The sequence below is a fragment of the Glutamicibacter sp. V16R2B1 genome, assembly GCF_005774635.1.
Classification (GTDB): Bacteria; Actinomycetota; Actinomycetes; order Actinomycetales; family Micrococcaceae; genus Glutamicibacter; species Glutamicibacter creatinolyticus.
Genome location: NZ_VATX01000017.1, coordinates 105,904 through 120,441 on the forward strand (window position 1 = coordinate 105,904; position 14,538 = coordinate 120,441).

A 14,538-nucleotide genomic window follows, 5' to 3' on the forward strand; every position below is an offset into this window, starting at 1 on the left:
GCCCTCCCAAAGCTGACCGTTCCGGTCTAGGATGTCGAACAATCGTGACGGCATTCGAAGGCAACGGAGGTTCGAAATGTCTAGCCGATCCCGCGCACTTGCGCTATTCGCCGTTCCCCTAGCATTCTCGTTCGCGCTTACCTCCTGCCAAGACGGCAACGACCCCGCAGCAACAACTCCACCGTCGGAGTCACCAGCCACCTCTTCGCCCACAGCCTCACCGTCGCCGACAAAATCACAGCCACCGAAGCCAGTGCCAGCAAGCGCCGAAGGACCGGCGAAAAACATCCCGGTACCCAAGATGCCCGATGCAGCCAAACAAAATTCCAAGAATGGTGCCATTAGCTTCGCCGAACACTATTTCGAAGTTGTGAACTACAGCATCGCGACGACGACAACAGATGAGCTAAAAAAACTGACCAGCCGCCAATGTAAGTTGTGTGCTGAGCAACTGATTGATCCCATAGATGCTGCGGTCGACATCAAAGCCTGGCAAGTTGGAGGCGAATATGACTACGATTTTGTCGATCTTTTGGAGCCCGTGGATAACAAAGCTGTCGCAATTTTCAATTTCGACGCAGCAGCTCAGAAGCTCTACCGAGAGCCCCACAAGGTACTCAAAACTTGGGAACGCGTCAATCATCAAGTCGTATCATTTGAACTTAAATTCACCAAGGACTGGGAAGTGACGAAAATTGTCATACCGAAAAATTAGCGTCCTGTTGTCCGTCGTATTTCTCGGAGGAGCTGTTCTCCCCTGCCTAGACGTCCGCGCGGCAACAGCAGCGTCGTGCAACGATGTTGGAGGTCGAATGGGAGATAGAGACGCAAAAGTCGAATCTGATGACTGTCCGGGTGGAAAGCTGAGAGAAAGTTACTACAAAGAGCTAAACACTCTCTTACTGAAGGAACAGGCACCAAAATATCGGGTCGAACACTCCGAAACTTGCGGAAAGAGCGTAGAAACAACTGATAGCTGCAACGTAAACTCCGATCGAGACCGATGCGGAGACGGCAGCTTTCCCTACATAGAATCCTTTATTCGTCTTTCGGGGCCGGAGGCCGGAGAGGTTTTCGTGCAGCGCCTTCGGTGCCCAGAAGATGCGGAACTCGGGATACCAGATAGTGAAAGAATCCAGGAAATTCAAGTGACTCCCGCACAGTTCAGAAGCTTTCCCATCAAAGGATCCCTAGTAAACAGTAACCCTAAACAGTTTTCTCTTCGGAATGGGCATGTGCACTTATGGGCCTCCAGCGAAACTCAAACTTTCACAACTCGAATCGCGGAGACAGACGTCGAGATACGTGCGATACCGATTGCTTGGCGATGGGACTATGGCGACGGTTCTTCACGTAGTCTAAACCAACCGGGGAACCCTATGCCGAGTCATACGCTTCACGACAAAACACCGACCAGCCATTCCTACCTGGAAACCGGTCTCTTCAACGTCAATCTCACGACCCTCTATCGGGGCGAGTTCAGAGTGTCGGGCGGGTCGTGGCAAACAATCCCCGGTCAGGCGGCGGTTCCAAGCGAAGCAGTCCCGATCGATGTATGGAGGACCGAGAAAGAACTCATCGCTGGCGAGGGAGAATAAGCCGGAAACAACAAGGTCCCCAGTCCAAGAAGTATTAGATCTCCAGACTGAGGACCTTGCAAGGGTCCGACGCAACTAGCGTACGGGATATCCCGCTTCGCGAATTCTGTCCTTGACCTTGGCGATCATGTCGTTCGGTCCGAAGTGGAAGATCGATGCAGCCAGGACCGCGTCTGCACCCGCTTCAATAGCAGGTGGGAAGTCCTCAGGCTTTCCTGCTCCTCCGGACGCGATCAGCGGGACCTTGACCTCCGCACGGACAGCGCGAATCATCTCCAGATCAAAACCATCCTGGGTGCCATCGGCATCAATGGAGTTCAGCAGGATCTCCCCGACACCACGTTCAGCAGCTTCCTTGGCCCACGCAACTGCGCACGTTCCCGTACCGCTGCGTCCACCATGGGTGGTGACCTCGAATCCGGAAGCGATGTCCGGGTTGTCGGTCCGCCGTGCATCCAGAGACAGAACCAGAACCTGCGACCCGAAACGGTCAGTGATTTCGTTGATCACCTCGGGACGGGCGACAGCCGCGGTGTTGATCGAGGCCTTGTCCGCACCCGCACGCAGCAGACGATCGACATCCTGCGCTGTACGTACTCCGCCACCGACGGTCAGCGGAATGAAAACTTCGTCAGCGGTGCGGCGAACCACATCGTAGGTGGTTTCCCGATCCGAGCTGGAGGCGGTGACGTCGAGGAAGGTGATTTCGTCTGCCCCGGCCTCGTTGTAGCGGCGAGCCAGCTCCACCGGGTCACCGGCGTCACGCAGCCCTTCGAAATTGATGCCCTTCACGACGCGTCCAGCATCGACATCCAGGCAGGGAATGACGCGGATAGCCACAGTCATTTTCTTCTCCTTGGTTGGTGCCGAACTAGATGCGGCAGGCGTGGATCTGGCTGACGAGGATGGCGCGGGCGCCCAACTCGTAGAGCTCATCCATGATGTTGTTGGTTTGCGACTTTTGCACCATCGCACGCACCGCGCACCAGTCCGAGTCCTGCAGTGGGGACACGGTCGGTGATTCCAGACCCGGGGTCAGCGCGGCGGCCTGCTCGACCTGTTCAACGCGCACGTCGTAGTCAAGCATCACGTATTGGCGGGCCACCAGCACGCCGGACAGGCGGCGGATCAGCACTTCCAGACCGGAGGGCTTGTGATCCGTGCGTCCCAGCAGGACCGCCTCGGAGGCCAGCAGCGGGGGCCCGAAGATCTCCATGCCGGCGGCCTTGATGGTGTTTCCGGTTTCGACGACGTCGGCAATGGCATCGGCCACGCCCAGGCGGACCGAGGATTCCACGGCTCCGTCCAGGCGGACCACCGAGGCGTTGATTCCGGTTTCCTTCAGGTAGTGATCCAGCAATACGTCGTAGCTGGTGGCGATGCGCTTGCCATCCAGCTCATCCACGGAGCTGAAGGTGCCAACCGGGGCGGCGAAGCGGAACGCGGACTTGCCGATGCCCAGCGGCAGCAGCTCCTCCACCGCATCGTCCACATCGGCATCACGGTACAGGTCGCGGCCGGTGATGCCGACGTCCAGGATGCCGCGCCCAACGTACACGGCGATGTCGCGCGGGCGCAGGTAGAAGAATTCGACGTTGTTGTCCGGGTCGATGATGACCAGTTCGCGGTTGTCGCGGCGCTGCAGGTAGCCGGCTTCCTTGAACATGGTGGAGGCGATGTCTGACAGAGCACCCTTGTTGGGCAGTGCTACGCGAAGCATGTGGTTCTCTTTTCTGCTGTGGCGCACGGCAGGATGCTCACCTGCGGCGCCAAGGGATGATGGCTTGCCGGTGTCTATGCCGTCGGGCAGGGTGGGTTCGGGCTGGCGAACCCACCGCGCGACGGCTACAAATGCTTGTAGATATCGGCCAGGTCCAGTCCCTTGGCGATCATCATCACCTGGACGTGGTAGAGAAGCTGCGAGATTTCCTCGGCTGCCGCCTCGTCACTTTCGTATTCGGCGGCCATCCACACTTCGGCGGCCTCCTCGACGATTTTCTTGCCGATTCCGTGGACTCCGGAATCCAGTTCTGTGACGGTACGAGAGCCTTCAGGTCGGGTTTGGGCCTTGAGCGAGAGTTCGCTGAAGAGCTCGTCAAATGTTTTCACGTGTCTTAGCCTAGCGTTTTTGGGTACGCCGGTTCATCACGGCGTACCCATTGTGACGAAGCGGTAACCGGTTCAGCGCAGGGCTGCGGCGGTCATGACCGCGGCCGAGAACGCCTCGTGCCCCTTGTCCTCCGAGGATCCTTCCAATCCCGCCCGGTCCAGTGCCTGCTGCTCATTGTCGCAGGTGAGCACGCCGAAGCCGATGGGGGTTCGGGTCTCCACGCTGACCTGGGTCAGACCCATGGTCGCCGCCTGGCAGACGTAGTCGAAGTGCGGGGTGCCGCCGCGGATCACCACGCCCAGGGCGATGACGGCATCGTACTTCTCGGCCAGGACCCGGGCGGCGACCGGCAGCTCGAAGGAACCCGGGACGCGCACCAGGTGTACGTCGGCGATGTTGGCTTCCTGCGCGGCACGCTGGGCTCCGGCGATCAGCCCGTTCATCACGGTTTCGTGCCAGCTGGCCGCGACGATGGCGACCTTCAGGTTCGGGGTGTCCAGCGCCTTGAGCTGCTCGCTGGTGTTGGTGGGGGCTCCGTGCTTGCTCATGATTTTCCTTCTCTGGTGGTTCGTTGCCGGGTGGCTGGCGGCGGTGCGGCGCCCCGGCGTTGCTGTTTGCCGTCGGTGTGGGCCCGAGGGGCCCGGGCGCGCGTCAAGGCAGCTGCAGGTTGTGACCGAAGCGCTGCTGCTTGGTGCGCAGGTAGCGTTCGTTCTCGGCGCGCGGGGCGACCAGGCTGGGGACCTGCTCACTGACCTCGATCCCGGCCTCGCGCAGCTTGGAGACCTTGTCCGGGTTGTTCGTCAGCAGTCGGACGCGGTCGATGCCCAGGGTGCGCAGAATGGAGACGACCGCATAGTATTCGCGGGCGTCCACCGGCAGGCCCAGGTGCTCGTTCGCGTCGGCGGTATCCAGCCCGTGCTCCTGCAGCGAGTAGGCGCGCAGCTTGTTCAGCAGCCCGATGCCGCGGCCCTCGTGGCCGCGCACGTAGACCAGGTGCCCGCCCTCGGCGGCGATCTGCGCCAGGGCGGCGTCCAGCTGTTCGCCGCAGTCACAGCGGTAGGAGCCGAACACGTCCCCGGTTAGGCATTCGGAGTGGATCCGCACCAGCGGGGCCCGGCCCGCGGACCGGGCAGGGTCCGTTTCGGCGCCGCGGCCCGGGTGGCTGAGCACGATGTGCTCGTTGCCCTCCACCAGGGTGGCCCGGGCCGTGAATTCGCCGAACGCGGTGGGCAGGTGGACCGGGGCGGTCAGCTCAATGGCGTCGTTCACCCGGCGCCAGCGGGCCAGGTCCTCGATCGAGATCAGCGGCAGCCGGTGTTCTGCCGCGAAGCCGCGCAGGTCATCCAGGCGCATCATCGACCCGTCATCGTGCACGATCTCCACCAGCACCCCCACCGGCTCCAGACCGGCGGCGACGCACAGGTCCACGGCCGCCTCGGTGTGTCCGCGGCGTTCAAGCACCCCGCGTGGGTTGGCACGCAACGGGAAGATGTGCCCGGGGCGGTTCAGCTGGCCCGCAGTGGTGCCCGGGTCGGCCAGCAGACGTGCGGTCAGGGTGCGGTCGGCCGCGGAAATGCCGGTGCTGATCCCTTCGGCGGCATCGCAGGAGACGGTGAAGGCGGTGCCCTTGGCGTCCTGGTTGATCCCCACCATCGGGGCCAGGCGCAGCTCGTCGGCGCGGGCGGCGCCCATCGGCACGCAGATCACCCCCGAGGAGTGGCGGATGGTGAAGCCCATCAGCTCCGGGGTGGCGAACTGGGCGGCGAAGATGATGTCGCCCTCGTTCTCGCGGTCCTCATCGTCCACCACGACAACGGCCTTCCCGGCGGCCATGGCGGCCAGGGCGGTGGGGATGGAGTCGAACTCCTTCGTGCTGGTGCTCATCGGGTGACCTCCTGGAATTCGTTGAGCCGGGCGACGTACTTGGCCAGCACGTCGACCTCGATGTTGACCTCGTCGCCCACCTGGCGGGTTCCCATGGTGGTTTCGCGCAGGGTCGTGGGAATGATGCCCACCTCTACCCAGTGGGTTTCTGCGCCGGCAGGGCTCACGGCGGTGAGGGTCAGTGAGATCCCATCCAGTGCGATGGACCCCTTTTGCGCGGTCAGCGGCGCGTACTGGGTGGGCACAGCGACGCGGAAGCTGACCCATTGCCCGTGGTCTTCGCGTGAAAGCACGCGGCCCACGGCGTCCACATGTCCCTGCACGACGTGGCCATCGAGCCGGGCCCCAGCCTTGGTGCAGCGCTCCAGGTTCACGCTGGCCCCGGGTTCCAGGGCGCCGATGGTGGTGCGGCGCAGCGTTTCTCCCATCACGTCCACGCTGATTCGCGGGCCGTCGATGGCGGTGGCGGTCAGGCACACCCCGTTGATGGCGATGGAACCGCCCAGTTCGAAGTCCTGCGCGTGCCCTGGGATGTCCAGGTCCAGCACGGCGCTGTCGCTGTGCGCGTCGTGCTGCAGCCCCAGCACGGTGCCGCGGCCGCTGATGATTCCGGTAAACATTGAAAACTCCTTGTGGTGGTGCGCGGGACGGTGGGTCGCCGCAGGACCCCTGCGGCAAGGGCCGGGGTTGGGGTGGGCGGTGGCGACCGGCCGCGCTGATTCTGGCGTCTGGTGCCCGGTGCCGGGCGGCGCGCCTAGGGCCGGGTGTCGGGATCCGGCAGGGGCTCCAGGTGCAGCAGCACGTCGGGGCCCAGCCGGGTGAGCGCCTCCTGGTGGGCGGCGTCGAGCCGGAAGCGGCGGGCCTGGCTCAGCGTGGTCACGGTGGGGATGTTCACCGCGGTGGTGCCGGCGCCGAGGATCATCGGCGCCTGGTAGCAGTACAGTTCGTCGGCCAGGTCCGCTTCGATGAAGGCGGAGGCGATCGTGGCCCCGCCTTCGATGAGCAGGTGGTGCAGCCCCAGTTCACGGGCCCGCTCCAGCAGCTGCTGAAGGTCGTGGGTGGGCAGCTGCTCCCAGTTCGCGTCGTGCGCCAGGGCCAGCTGGTCGGGCAGCTGCCGTTTGCCGAGCACCAGCCGGTAGGGCTGGCGTTCGTGCAGTCCCCCGGCGGCGGTGCGCGCGCTTAGCCGGGGGTCGTCGCTGAGCACCGTGCCGGTGCCCACCACGATCGCATCCACCCGGGCCCGCAGCTGGTGGGCGTGCACCCGGGAGGCGTCGGAGGTGATCCACTGGCTGCTGCCGTCCGGTGCGTTGATACGCCCGTCCAGGGATTGGGCGGTCTTCACGGTGATGAACGGGCGGTTTTGCGCCTTGGCGCGGAACCAGCGGTGGTTCAGTTCCCAGCTGGCCCGGTCCGCGGCCTGGCTGACAGTCACCCCGTGGGCGCGCAGATACTCGGCCCCGCCGCTGGCGCCGGTGTCATCGCTCATCGCGTAGTGCACGTGCCCGATCCCGGCGGCGGCGATCGCCTGCGAGCACGGGCCGGTGCGCCCGGTGTGGTTGCAGGGTTCCAGGGTGACAACCATGGTCAGCTTCGCCGCGGCCTGGGCATCCAGCCGTCCCAGCCGGCGCAGCGCGTCGACTTCGGCGTGCGGGTGCCCGGCCCCCTGGTGGAACCCGGTGGCGATGACCCGGGCCTGCTCATCTAGGATGCACGCGCCCACCAGCGGATTCGCCCCGCGGGTGCCGCGCGCGGCGGTCTCCAGGGCGGTGCGCAGCGCCTGCTTCAGGTCCTGGCCGGTGATCATTCGGTACCGGCCTGGATGCGCGGGTCGGGCAGCTGGGTTTCCACGCTGGGCTTTTCGTGGGACTTGGCGCGCATCCACACGAAGAAGCCGACCACGGTGAACGCCCCGTAGAACAGGTACATGAAGGCGGTGGCGTAGTAGCCGGCGGAGAACAGCAGCGGCACGCCGACCGCGTCCACGGCCACCCAAATCAGCCAGAATTCGACCCAGCCCTTGGCCATCCCCCAGGTCGCCAGCAGGGATCCGACGAACGTCCACGCGTCGGCCCAGACCGGTTCGTAGGAGCCCAGCACCCGGAACAGCGGTGTCAGGGCGATGGTGCCGATGACCAGCACGGCGGCCAGGCCCATGCGTTCGCCCAGGCTCGCCCAGCGCGGGGTGACCGCCTGGCCGCCCTCGTGCTTGGCCTTCTTCCAGCGCACCCACCCGTAGATGGCCACGGTGATGAACATGATCTGGCGTCCGGCCTGCCCCAGCAGGTTCGCGGTGCTGTCATGGCCGAACAGGCTGCCCAGGAATACCGTGAGCAGCAGCAGGTTGCCGATGATGCCCACCGGCCAGGCCCAGATCTTGCGGCGCATGCCGCCAAAGGCGCTGGCCAGCCCGAAGACGTTGCCGACGACCTCGCGCACCAGCAGCGCGGAGGAGCCGATCGTGATGTAGGAATTAAAAGCTTCTGTGAGCCACCGCAGGAAATCCATCTCTACCCTTCTCGAAGCGGCGGCTCCGGGGGTACCTCATTTGACGGCCTGCAATCGAATCATCCTGCCGCGGCTTAACGCCGCTGGCCGGATGGACTCCAGCTAATCAAATTCGTGCTTCTCCCATCCAGACTTTAACTGTCGGTACCGGAATTTCACCGGTTCAGCCAAGCCGGAGCCCCTGGTGGGGTTCCTGCTCGGGTCGCGGACTATCACCGCCGGTTCGGACTTTCACCGACCCCGGAGCACGTAATTGTTGTTACTACGCTCGATTATGGCACATTTAATGCCCGCCGAGGGCAAGATTTCGTAACACATCGATTTCGACGGCCGGTTCGGCGGCGGAATATACCGCGGAGCCGGCCACGAACACGTCCGCGCCGGCTTCGGCGGCCCGAAGGATCGTGTCCCGCGAGATGCCGCCGTCCACCTGCAGGGCGATCGGCTTGCCGCTGCCCTGGATCGCGGCCCGGGCACGGCGGATCTTGGGCAGCACCAGGTCCAGGAACTTTTGTCCGCCGAACCCCGGCTCGACGGTCATCAGCAGCAGCATGTCCAGCTCGCCGAGCATGTCCAGGTACGGTTCGACCGGGGTGGCCGGGCGCAACGCCATGGAGGCCTTCGTGCCGGCCGCGCGCAGCTCGCGGGCCAGGCGCACCGGGGCGGTGGAGGCCTCCACGTGGAAGGTCACCGAGTCCACGCCCAATTGCGCATATTCCGGGGCCCAGCGGTCCGCGTCGGCGATCATCAGGTGGATGTCCAGCGGCAGTGTGGTGCTGTTGGCGATGGCCTGCACCACCGGCTTGCCGATGGTCAGGTTCGGCACGAAGTGGTTGTCCATCACGTCCACGTGCACCGCGTCGGCGGTGTGGATGCGTTCCAGCTCGCTGGCCAGGTTCGCGAAGTCCGCGGACAGGATCGAGGGGTTGATGCGCACCGTGTCTCTCCTAGGTGGTGGGGCCCGCCGCGGTGGCCGCGGCCGGCGGTGTTGGCGGATGCCGGTCCGGCCCCGGGCTTGGGCGGCCCGGCCGGTCAGGCGGTCTTGGTCAGCAGCGCCAGGAACATCGCGTCGCTGCCGTGGCGGTGCGGCCACAGCTGCACCGTGGAGCCCTCCCCCAGCGGGTGGCCACTGGCGGCGGCGCCCGGCAGCAGGACCTGCTCCACCGCGGCGGCGGTGTCTAGCAGGCGTGCGTTCCGGGTGGATTTGAGGAAGTCCTCGATCACCAGCCGGGTCTCGGCCTGGTGCGGCGAGCAGGTGACATAGCCGATCACCCCGCCCACGCGCACGGCGTTGAACGCGGCCCGCAGCAGCTGGCCCTGCAGTTCGGTCAGCTCCGGGATGTCGCGGGGGGATTTGCGCCAGCGGGCCTCGGGGCGGCGGCGCAGCGCACCGAGCCCGGAGCAGGGGGCGTCGAGCATGATCCGGTCGTAGTCCCCGGCGTACTGCTGCTGGGCGTAGTCCCGCCCGTCCTGGTTGGTGACCATCCAGTAATCCTCGGGCACCCCGGCCAGGGACTTCTCCACCAGCCGGGCACGGTGTTCGGCCAGTTCGTTGGCGGTCAGCCGCGCGTCGCGCTGCAGGGCGTGGGCGCCGAGCACGGCGGCCTTCCCGCCGGGGCCGGCGCACATGTCCAGCCAGTAGCGGTCTTCGCCGGGCACCGGCAGCGGCACCTCGGCCAGGGCGTGGGCGACCACCTGGCTGCCGGCGTCCTGCACGCGCACGCTCCCCTCGCGCACCCCGGGCACCCGGGTGACGTCCCCGTGCTGGTAGGTCGCGGACCCGGCCACCAGCGGCCCGGCCTGCGCGCCGGCCTCAAGCACCGCGTCAAGGTCCCCCAGACCGGGCAGGGCCACCAGGTTCACCACCGGTGCGGCATTGTCGGCCTGCAGCAGTTCGGTGATTTCCTCGGCCGGGCGCCCGTGGGTGACCAGGGCCTGGCGCAGGGCCCGCACAATCCACTCCGGGTGCGCGTGCTCCAGGCCCAGGCGCTGGGACTCGTTGGCGGCGGTGGCGGTGATCTCTTCCTTCCAGGCCTGGGCGTCCTTCGCGCTGACCCGGCGCAGCACCGCGTTGATCAGCCCGGAAGGCCCGGCACCGATCTGGGCGCGGGCCAGGGACACGGTTTCATCCAGCGCCGCATGGTTCGGCACCCGCATCGCCAGCAGCTGGTGCGCACCCAGACGCAGGGCGTCCAGGATCGCCGGGTCCAGTTCGCCAAGTTCACGGTCGACCAGGGTGGCCAGGACCGCGTCGTAGAATCCCTGGGCGCGCAATGCGCCGTAGGCCAGCTCGGTGGCGAACGCCGCGTCCCGCTTGTCCAGCCGGTGGTCGCGGATCAGCCGGGGCAGCACCAGGTTCGCGTAGGCGTCCGAGCCGGAGACCTCCCGCAGCGCCTTGAAGGCCACCAGCCGGGCCGGGTCCGCGCTGCGCTTGCGCTGGCTGGGGGCGGCGGCGCTGTACTGGCGCGGGCCGCGCTGCCCGCGGTTGCGGGTGCGCCCGTGTTCGTTGCGCCGTGGGGCGGAATCCTGGCTGCTGGGGCTCATGCGAAACTCACTTCCGTGCCGTTGGCCAACAGGCCGCGGGCCCAGTCGGCGGCGTCCATCATTTTCTTGCCCGGCGGCTGGATCTGGGTTGGCTCCAGCGCCCAGGTGCCGGTGCCCACCAGCACCCGGGGGCGCTTGCCCGGTTCGATCCGCACCTGGCCGGGCGCCAGGTCGGTGACCTGCGGGTGTTCACGCAGCGCGCCGAACTTGAAGCGCCCGTCGGCGACCTTGATCCAGGGGCCCGGGAACGGGCTGGTGCCGTGGGCGCGGCGGCGGATTTCGGTGGCGGGGCGGGTGAAGTCCAGCTGCGCATCGGCATCGGTGATCTTCGGCGCGTAGCTGCCCGATCCGGTCTGCGGTTCGGGGCGGGCGACCCCCGCGTCCAGGGCCTGCAGCGTGTCGACCAGCAGCCGGGAGCCGCTGTCGCTCAGCCGCTGCAGCAGGGCCCCGGCGGTGTCCATCGCCCCGATCGGCTCGGTCACCTGCCCGAACACCGGGCCGGTGTCCAGCCCGATTTCCAGTTGGAAGGTCACCGCACCGGTGATGTCATCGCCGAAGATGATGGCGTGCTGCACCGGCGCGGCCCCGCGCCACTGCGGCAACAGGGAGAAGTGCAGGTTGATCCAGCCATGGCGCGGCACCTGAAGCGCGTCCTGCGGCACCAGTCCCCCGTAGGCGACGATGGCGGCGGCGTCCAGGTCCAGCGCGGTTAGCTGTTCGGTGACCTGCGCGTCGATCTTGGCGGCCTTGATGATCTGCAGGCCCAGCTCCTCGGCCCGCTGGGCCACCGGGGAGGGGGTCAGCACGCGTTTGCGCCCCAGCGGGGCGTCGGGCCGGGTGAGCACCGCGGCCACGTCGAAACCCGCGTCCACCAGGTGGTCAAGGGAGGTGACGGCGACCTCCGGGGTGCCGGCAAAGAGGATGCGCATGCTAGTTGCCTCCCAGTCCGGCGCCGAAGCTGGAGCCCAGGGCCCCGGAGCGCTGCTGCACGGTGCTGGCGGCGGTGTTCTGGTAGTTGCTGGCCCGCAGCTTCTTCCACGCGGCTTTGCGTTCGGCGTCGGAAAGGCGCTCCAGGAACAGGATCCCGTCCAGGTGGTCGGTTTCGTGCTGGATGCAGCGCGCCAGCAGCCCCTCGCCCTCGATCGTGATCGGGTTGCCGTACTTGTCAAAACCGGTGGCCTTGGCGTGCCGGCGGCGCGGGACCGAGGCGGCGATGCCGGGGATGGACAGGCACCCCTCCACCACGTCCGGCTGGTAGTCCTGGCTTAGTTCCAGCACCGGGTTGATGATGTGCCCGCGCTGCCCGTTGATCTGGTAGGTGAACACCCGCAGCGACACCCCGACCTGGGGTGCGGCCAACCCGGCGCCCTCGACGTTCTCCATGGTCTGGTCCATGTCCTCTACGAGCTTTTGGACCTCGGGCCCGAACTCGGTGACCTCCTGTGCCCTGGTGCGTAGAACAGGATCCCCGATAATCCGAATTCCCAATACCGCCATAATCGGTGCGTCGTCCTTTCAACGTGTGACTTCTCAGCATGCGGCCCCGCCAGGATTTGAGGATCTCTGCCCGTGGCGTCAGCGCAGGGATCCGGCCAGGGCCGGATCAGCTCTTGTCCTAGTCTACGGGCCGGGCGGCGCCGGGATGTGGGGGCGGGCCGATCTCGATCAGCCCCGAGGGCTGCTGCAGCAGCTGGTACTGTGCCTGCCAGGCGCGGTGCAGTGCCCAGAACTTGGACCAGTAGGCGGGCATGGAGCTGGGCCGGGCGGTGAAGGTGCGCGCCCCGACCTCGCCCAGCGCGACTGCCAGCAACATCACATCGGTATCGAACGGCCACGGCTCCCAGGTCCCGGCAACCGGGTCGATGCTGTGCTCCTCGGCCTTCGCGGCCGCCGCCAGCTGCATGATGACCTTCGGGTCCGGGGACTTGACCTGTCCCTCACGGTCGGTGCCGCGGGTCTTGTAGTCCACCAGGCACACCTGGCCGCCGATGCGGGCGACCAGGTCGATGGTGCCGGCGTAGCCCACGCTCTGGTTCCACACGGTCACCTCCGCGGCGATCGGCTCCACCTTGAAGTCGCGCCACCAGGTCTCGAAATGCCGTACGAAGCCCAGTTCGCCGTTCTCCCGCAGCGCCGCCAGCGCCGCGTCCACCTCATGCGGCTTGCCCATTTCCCGCAGCGCGTACTGCTCCGCGTAGTTGTGCACCCGGTCCCCGCGGGCGGCGGCCAGGTCCCGGTGGCTTTCGGCGGCGGAGGCCGAATCGCGCACCAGGCGGCGCATGGTCGATGGGTCGCCGGTGGCCAGCGGCAGCCGGGCGTCCTCGGACAGCGTCTTGGCGGCCAGATAGCCGGCCCACCCCGTCAGATCGACCTTCTCCATGCCGATCACGGTGGTGATGGACGGGACGGCTGGCTGCCCGCCGACCTCGCGGGCATACATTCGTCCCAGTGCTGTCTGTACGGCCAACCGAGGGGAAGTCATAGTGCGATCATGGCATACCGCCCCGACACTTCAGCCCTAGTCCGCTCCAGATTCGGCACCGATTCGCGGGGCGCGGCGGGGAAAAAGCGGCTGTGAACCAGATCTCAGCTTTTGGATTTGGTGCTTCGGCATTTTCTCGTATAGAGTTTTTACTCGTTGGAAAGACGCCGAAACGGCAGATGAACTTCCAATTTTGCGGACATAGCTCAGCTGGTAGAGCGCAACCTTGCCAAGGTTGAGGTCGCGAGTTCGAACCTCGTTGTCCGCTCGCAAAAAGATCACCGGATCGGTTCGCCGATCCACGCCCGGTTTACCGACCGGACTTGGTGGGGTGGCCGAGAGGCGAGGCAGCGGCCTGCAAAGCCGTATACGCGGGTTCGAATCCCGTCCCCACCTCGCTGGAGGCATTTGCCTCAGGCATTATCTTTTTTGCGCGATTGGCGCAGCGGTAGCGCGCTTCCCTGACACGGAAGAGGTCACTGGTTCGATCCCAGTATCGCGCACGAAGCATTCATCCTCGGATGGCTGTTTACGCGGACATAGCTCAGCTGGTAGAGCGCAACCTTGCCAAGGTTGAGGTCGCGAGTTCGAACCTCGTTGTCCGCTCCAAAGTTCCTGGGGTATCCTAGGTGCTTGGCCGAAACTCTTCGGAAATTCGGCGCGATTGGCGCAGCGGTAGCGCGCTTCCCTGACACGGAAGAGGTCACTGGTTCGATCCCAGTATCGCGCACTGGACATTCATCGTATGATTAATGTTCAACACAACATGCGGACATAGCTCAGCTGGTAGAGCGCAACCTTGCCAAGGTTGAGGTCGCGAGTTCGAACCTCGTTGTCCGCTCCACTGTCAGAAGGCCACCCCCACGGGTGGCCTTCTGCTTTTCCCGCCAGCACCTCCAGCCCATGCACGCATGCATCTCGCTGATGGCTGAATTCTTGCCGACGGCGGTTCAAACCTTCCCCCGGCACCGCTGTTCGGTTTACCATATCCACAAGAGTGGGGACGGCAGGTGTTCCCAGCGTTGAAGGGAGGTGGCCTTTTTGTCAGGTTTTGACGAGCTGAAGGGCAAAGCCGAAGGACTGGCGCACAAGGCTGGCCAGTTTGCCGCAGAGAATTCAGAAAAGGTGGCCAACGGCATCGATAAGGCCGGAAACTTCGTCGATGAGAAGACCGGCGGCAAGTACGCCGACAAGGTCGACTCGGTTCAAGACGGAGCGCGCAACCTCCTGAACAAGCTCAAGGGCGATAACACGCCATAGCCGTTTATTGCGCGTCGAGTCGGGCATCGCCCCAAGCGCGTAGAAGGGCGTCGAACCACCGGTTCGGCGCCCTTCGCCTATCTGCAGCCGCGTGTCCACCGCTCCAGGGCGCTTCCCGCAAGGCGGACACTGCCCCGCCTCCCCCCGGGCGGACA

General features: G+C 65.6%; 15 protein-coding genes, 6 tRNA genes and 1 riboswitch. Of the genes, 8 read left to right on the forward strand and 13 right to left on the reverse strand.

The window, feature by feature from the left end:
* Positions 1–76 precede the first annotated feature (76 nt).
* On the forward strand, positions 77–715 hold the full coding sequence (locus tag FDN03_RS13350) for a DUF6318 family protein (RefSeq protein WP_138177895.1): 639 nt from the start codon (positions 77–79) through the stop codon (positions 713–715).
* 958 nt (positions 716–1,673) lie between these two features.
* Here FDN03_RS13350 and hisF read toward each other — a convergent pair.
* The 13 genes from hisF to FDN03_RS13415 all read right to left on the reverse strand — a co-directional run bounded on the left by hisF (position 1,674) and on the right by FDN03_RS13415 (position 13,123).
* A complete protein-coding gene (gene hisF, locus FDN03_RS13355) occupies positions 1,674–2,444 on the reverse strand; it encodes an imidazole glycerol phosphate synthase subunit HisF (protein WP_138177897.1) in 771 nt (256 codons plus the stop codon).
* 25 nt (positions 2,445–2,469) lie between these two features.
* Positions 2,470–3,318, reverse strand: coding sequence for an ATP phosphoribosyltransferase (gene hisG / locus FDN03_RS13360; RefSeq protein ID WP_138177899.1), 849 nt, complete (start codon positions 3,316–3,318; stop codon positions 2,470–2,472).
* A gap of 125 nt (positions 3,319–3,443) precedes the next feature.
* The gene (locus FDN03_RS13365) at positions 3,444–3,707 is read right to left on the reverse strand and encodes a phosphoribosyl-ATP diphosphatase (RefSeq protein WP_054821212.1); all 264 of its coding nucleotides are present in this window, start codon (positions 3,705–3,707) and stop codon (positions 3,444–3,446) included.
* A 72-nt stretch (positions 3,708–3,779) separates the two neighbouring features.
* Entirely contained in the window at positions 3,780–4,256 is a 477-nt protein-coding gene (ribH, locus tag FDN03_RS13370; protein ID WP_138177901.1) for a 6,7-dimethyl-8-ribityllumazine synthase, read from the reverse strand.
* A gap of 103 nt (positions 4,257–4,359) precedes the next feature.
* Complete coding sequence (gene ribB / locus FDN03_RS13375) at positions 4,360–5,592, reverse strand: 3,4-dihydroxy-2-butanone-4-phosphate synthase (protein WP_138177903.1); 1,233 nt, start codon at positions 5,590–5,592, stop codon at positions 4,360–4,362.
* Positions 5,589–6,212, reverse strand: a complete 624-nt coding sequence (locus FDN03_RS13380) for a riboflavin synthase (protein ID WP_138177905.1) — start codon at positions 6,210–6,212, stop codon at positions 5,589–5,591. Before FDN03_RS13380 ends, ribB begins: the two co-directional genes overlap by 4 nt.
* A gap of 134 nt (positions 6,213–6,346) precedes the next feature.
* Positions 6,347–7,396: a bifunctional diaminohydroxyphosphoribosylaminopyrimidine deaminase/5-amino-6-(5-phosphoribosylamino)uracil reductase RibD gene (ribD, locus tag FDN03_RS13385; RefSeq protein WP_138177907.1), complete on the reverse strand. Its 1,050-nt coding sequence runs from the start codon at positions 7,394–7,396 to the stop codon at positions 6,347–6,349.
* Positions 7,393–8,097, reverse strand: a complete 705-nt coding sequence (gene pnuC / locus FDN03_RS13390) for a nicotinamide riboside transporter PnuC (protein WP_054821940.1) — start codon at positions 8,095–8,097, stop codon at positions 7,393–7,395. The genes ribD and pnuC overlap by 4 nt, the downstream gene beginning before the upstream one ends.
* A gap of 111 nt (positions 8,098–8,208) precedes the next feature.
* Positions 8,209–8,349: riboswitch (FMN riboswitch) on the reverse strand.
* A gap of 31 nt (positions 8,350–8,380) precedes the next feature.
* Entirely contained in the window at positions 8,381–9,034 is a 654-nt protein-coding gene (gene rpe / locus FDN03_RS13395; RefSeq protein WP_138177909.1) for a ribulose-phosphate 3-epimerase, read from the reverse strand.
* Between the two features lie 95 nt (positions 9,035–9,129).
* Positions 9,130–10,641, reverse strand: coding sequence for a transcription antitermination factor NusB (locus tag FDN03_RS13400; protein ID WP_138177911.1), 1,512 nt, complete (start codon positions 10,639–10,641; stop codon positions 9,130–9,132).
* Positions 10,638–11,570 (reverse strand): methionyl-tRNA formyltransferase, encoded by a 933-nt coding sequence (gene fmt / locus FDN03_RS13405; protein ID WP_138177913.1) that lies wholly within the window; start codon positions 11,568–11,570, stop codon positions 10,638–10,640. Before fmt ends, FDN03_RS13400 begins: the two co-directional genes overlap by 4 nt.
* Position 11,571: 1 nt before the next feature.
* Positions 11,572–12,138, reverse strand: a complete 567-nt coding sequence (gene def, locus FDN03_RS13410) for a peptide deformylase (protein WP_138177915.1) — start codon at positions 12,136–12,138, stop codon at positions 11,572–11,574.
* A 118-nt stretch (positions 12,139–12,256) separates the two neighbouring features.
* Positions 12,257–13,123, reverse strand: a complete 867-nt coding sequence (locus FDN03_RS13415) for a cytochrome (RefSeq protein WP_171021257.1) — start codon at positions 13,121–13,123, stop codon at positions 12,257–12,259.
* Positions 13,124–13,318: 195 nt separating this feature from the next.
* Here FDN03_RS13415 and FDN03_RS13420 point away from each other — a divergent pair.
* The 7 genes from FDN03_RS13420 to FDN03_RS13450 all read left to right on the forward strand — a co-directional run bounded on the left by FDN03_RS13420 (position 13,319) and on the right by FDN03_RS13450 (position 14,383).
* A tRNA-Gly gene (locus tag FDN03_RS13420) sits at positions 13,319–13,391 on the forward strand.
* Between the two features lie 57 nt (positions 13,392–13,448).
* Positions 13,449–13,519 (forward strand) — tRNA-Cys (locus FDN03_RS13425).
* A gap of 35 nt (positions 13,520–13,554) precedes the next feature.
* A tRNA-Val gene (locus FDN03_RS13430) sits at positions 13,555–13,626 on the forward strand.
* Positions 13,627–13,656: 30 nt separating this feature from the next.
* Positions 13,657–13,732 (forward strand) — tRNA-Gly (locus FDN03_RS13435).
* A gap of 49 nt (positions 13,733–13,781) precedes the next feature.
* Positions 13,782–13,853 (forward strand) — tRNA-Val (locus FDN03_RS13440).
* Between the two features lie 38 nt (positions 13,854–13,891).
* Positions 13,892–13,967: transfer RNA gene (locus tag FDN03_RS13445), tRNA-Gly, on the forward strand.
* A 197-nt stretch (positions 13,968–14,164) separates the two neighbouring features.
* Positions 14,165–14,383 (forward strand): antitoxin, encoded by a 219-nt coding sequence (locus tag FDN03_RS13450; protein WP_138178097.1) that lies wholly within the window; start codon positions 14,165–14,167, stop codon positions 14,381–14,383.
* The last annotated feature ends 155 nt before the right edge of the window (positions 14,384–14,538 follow it).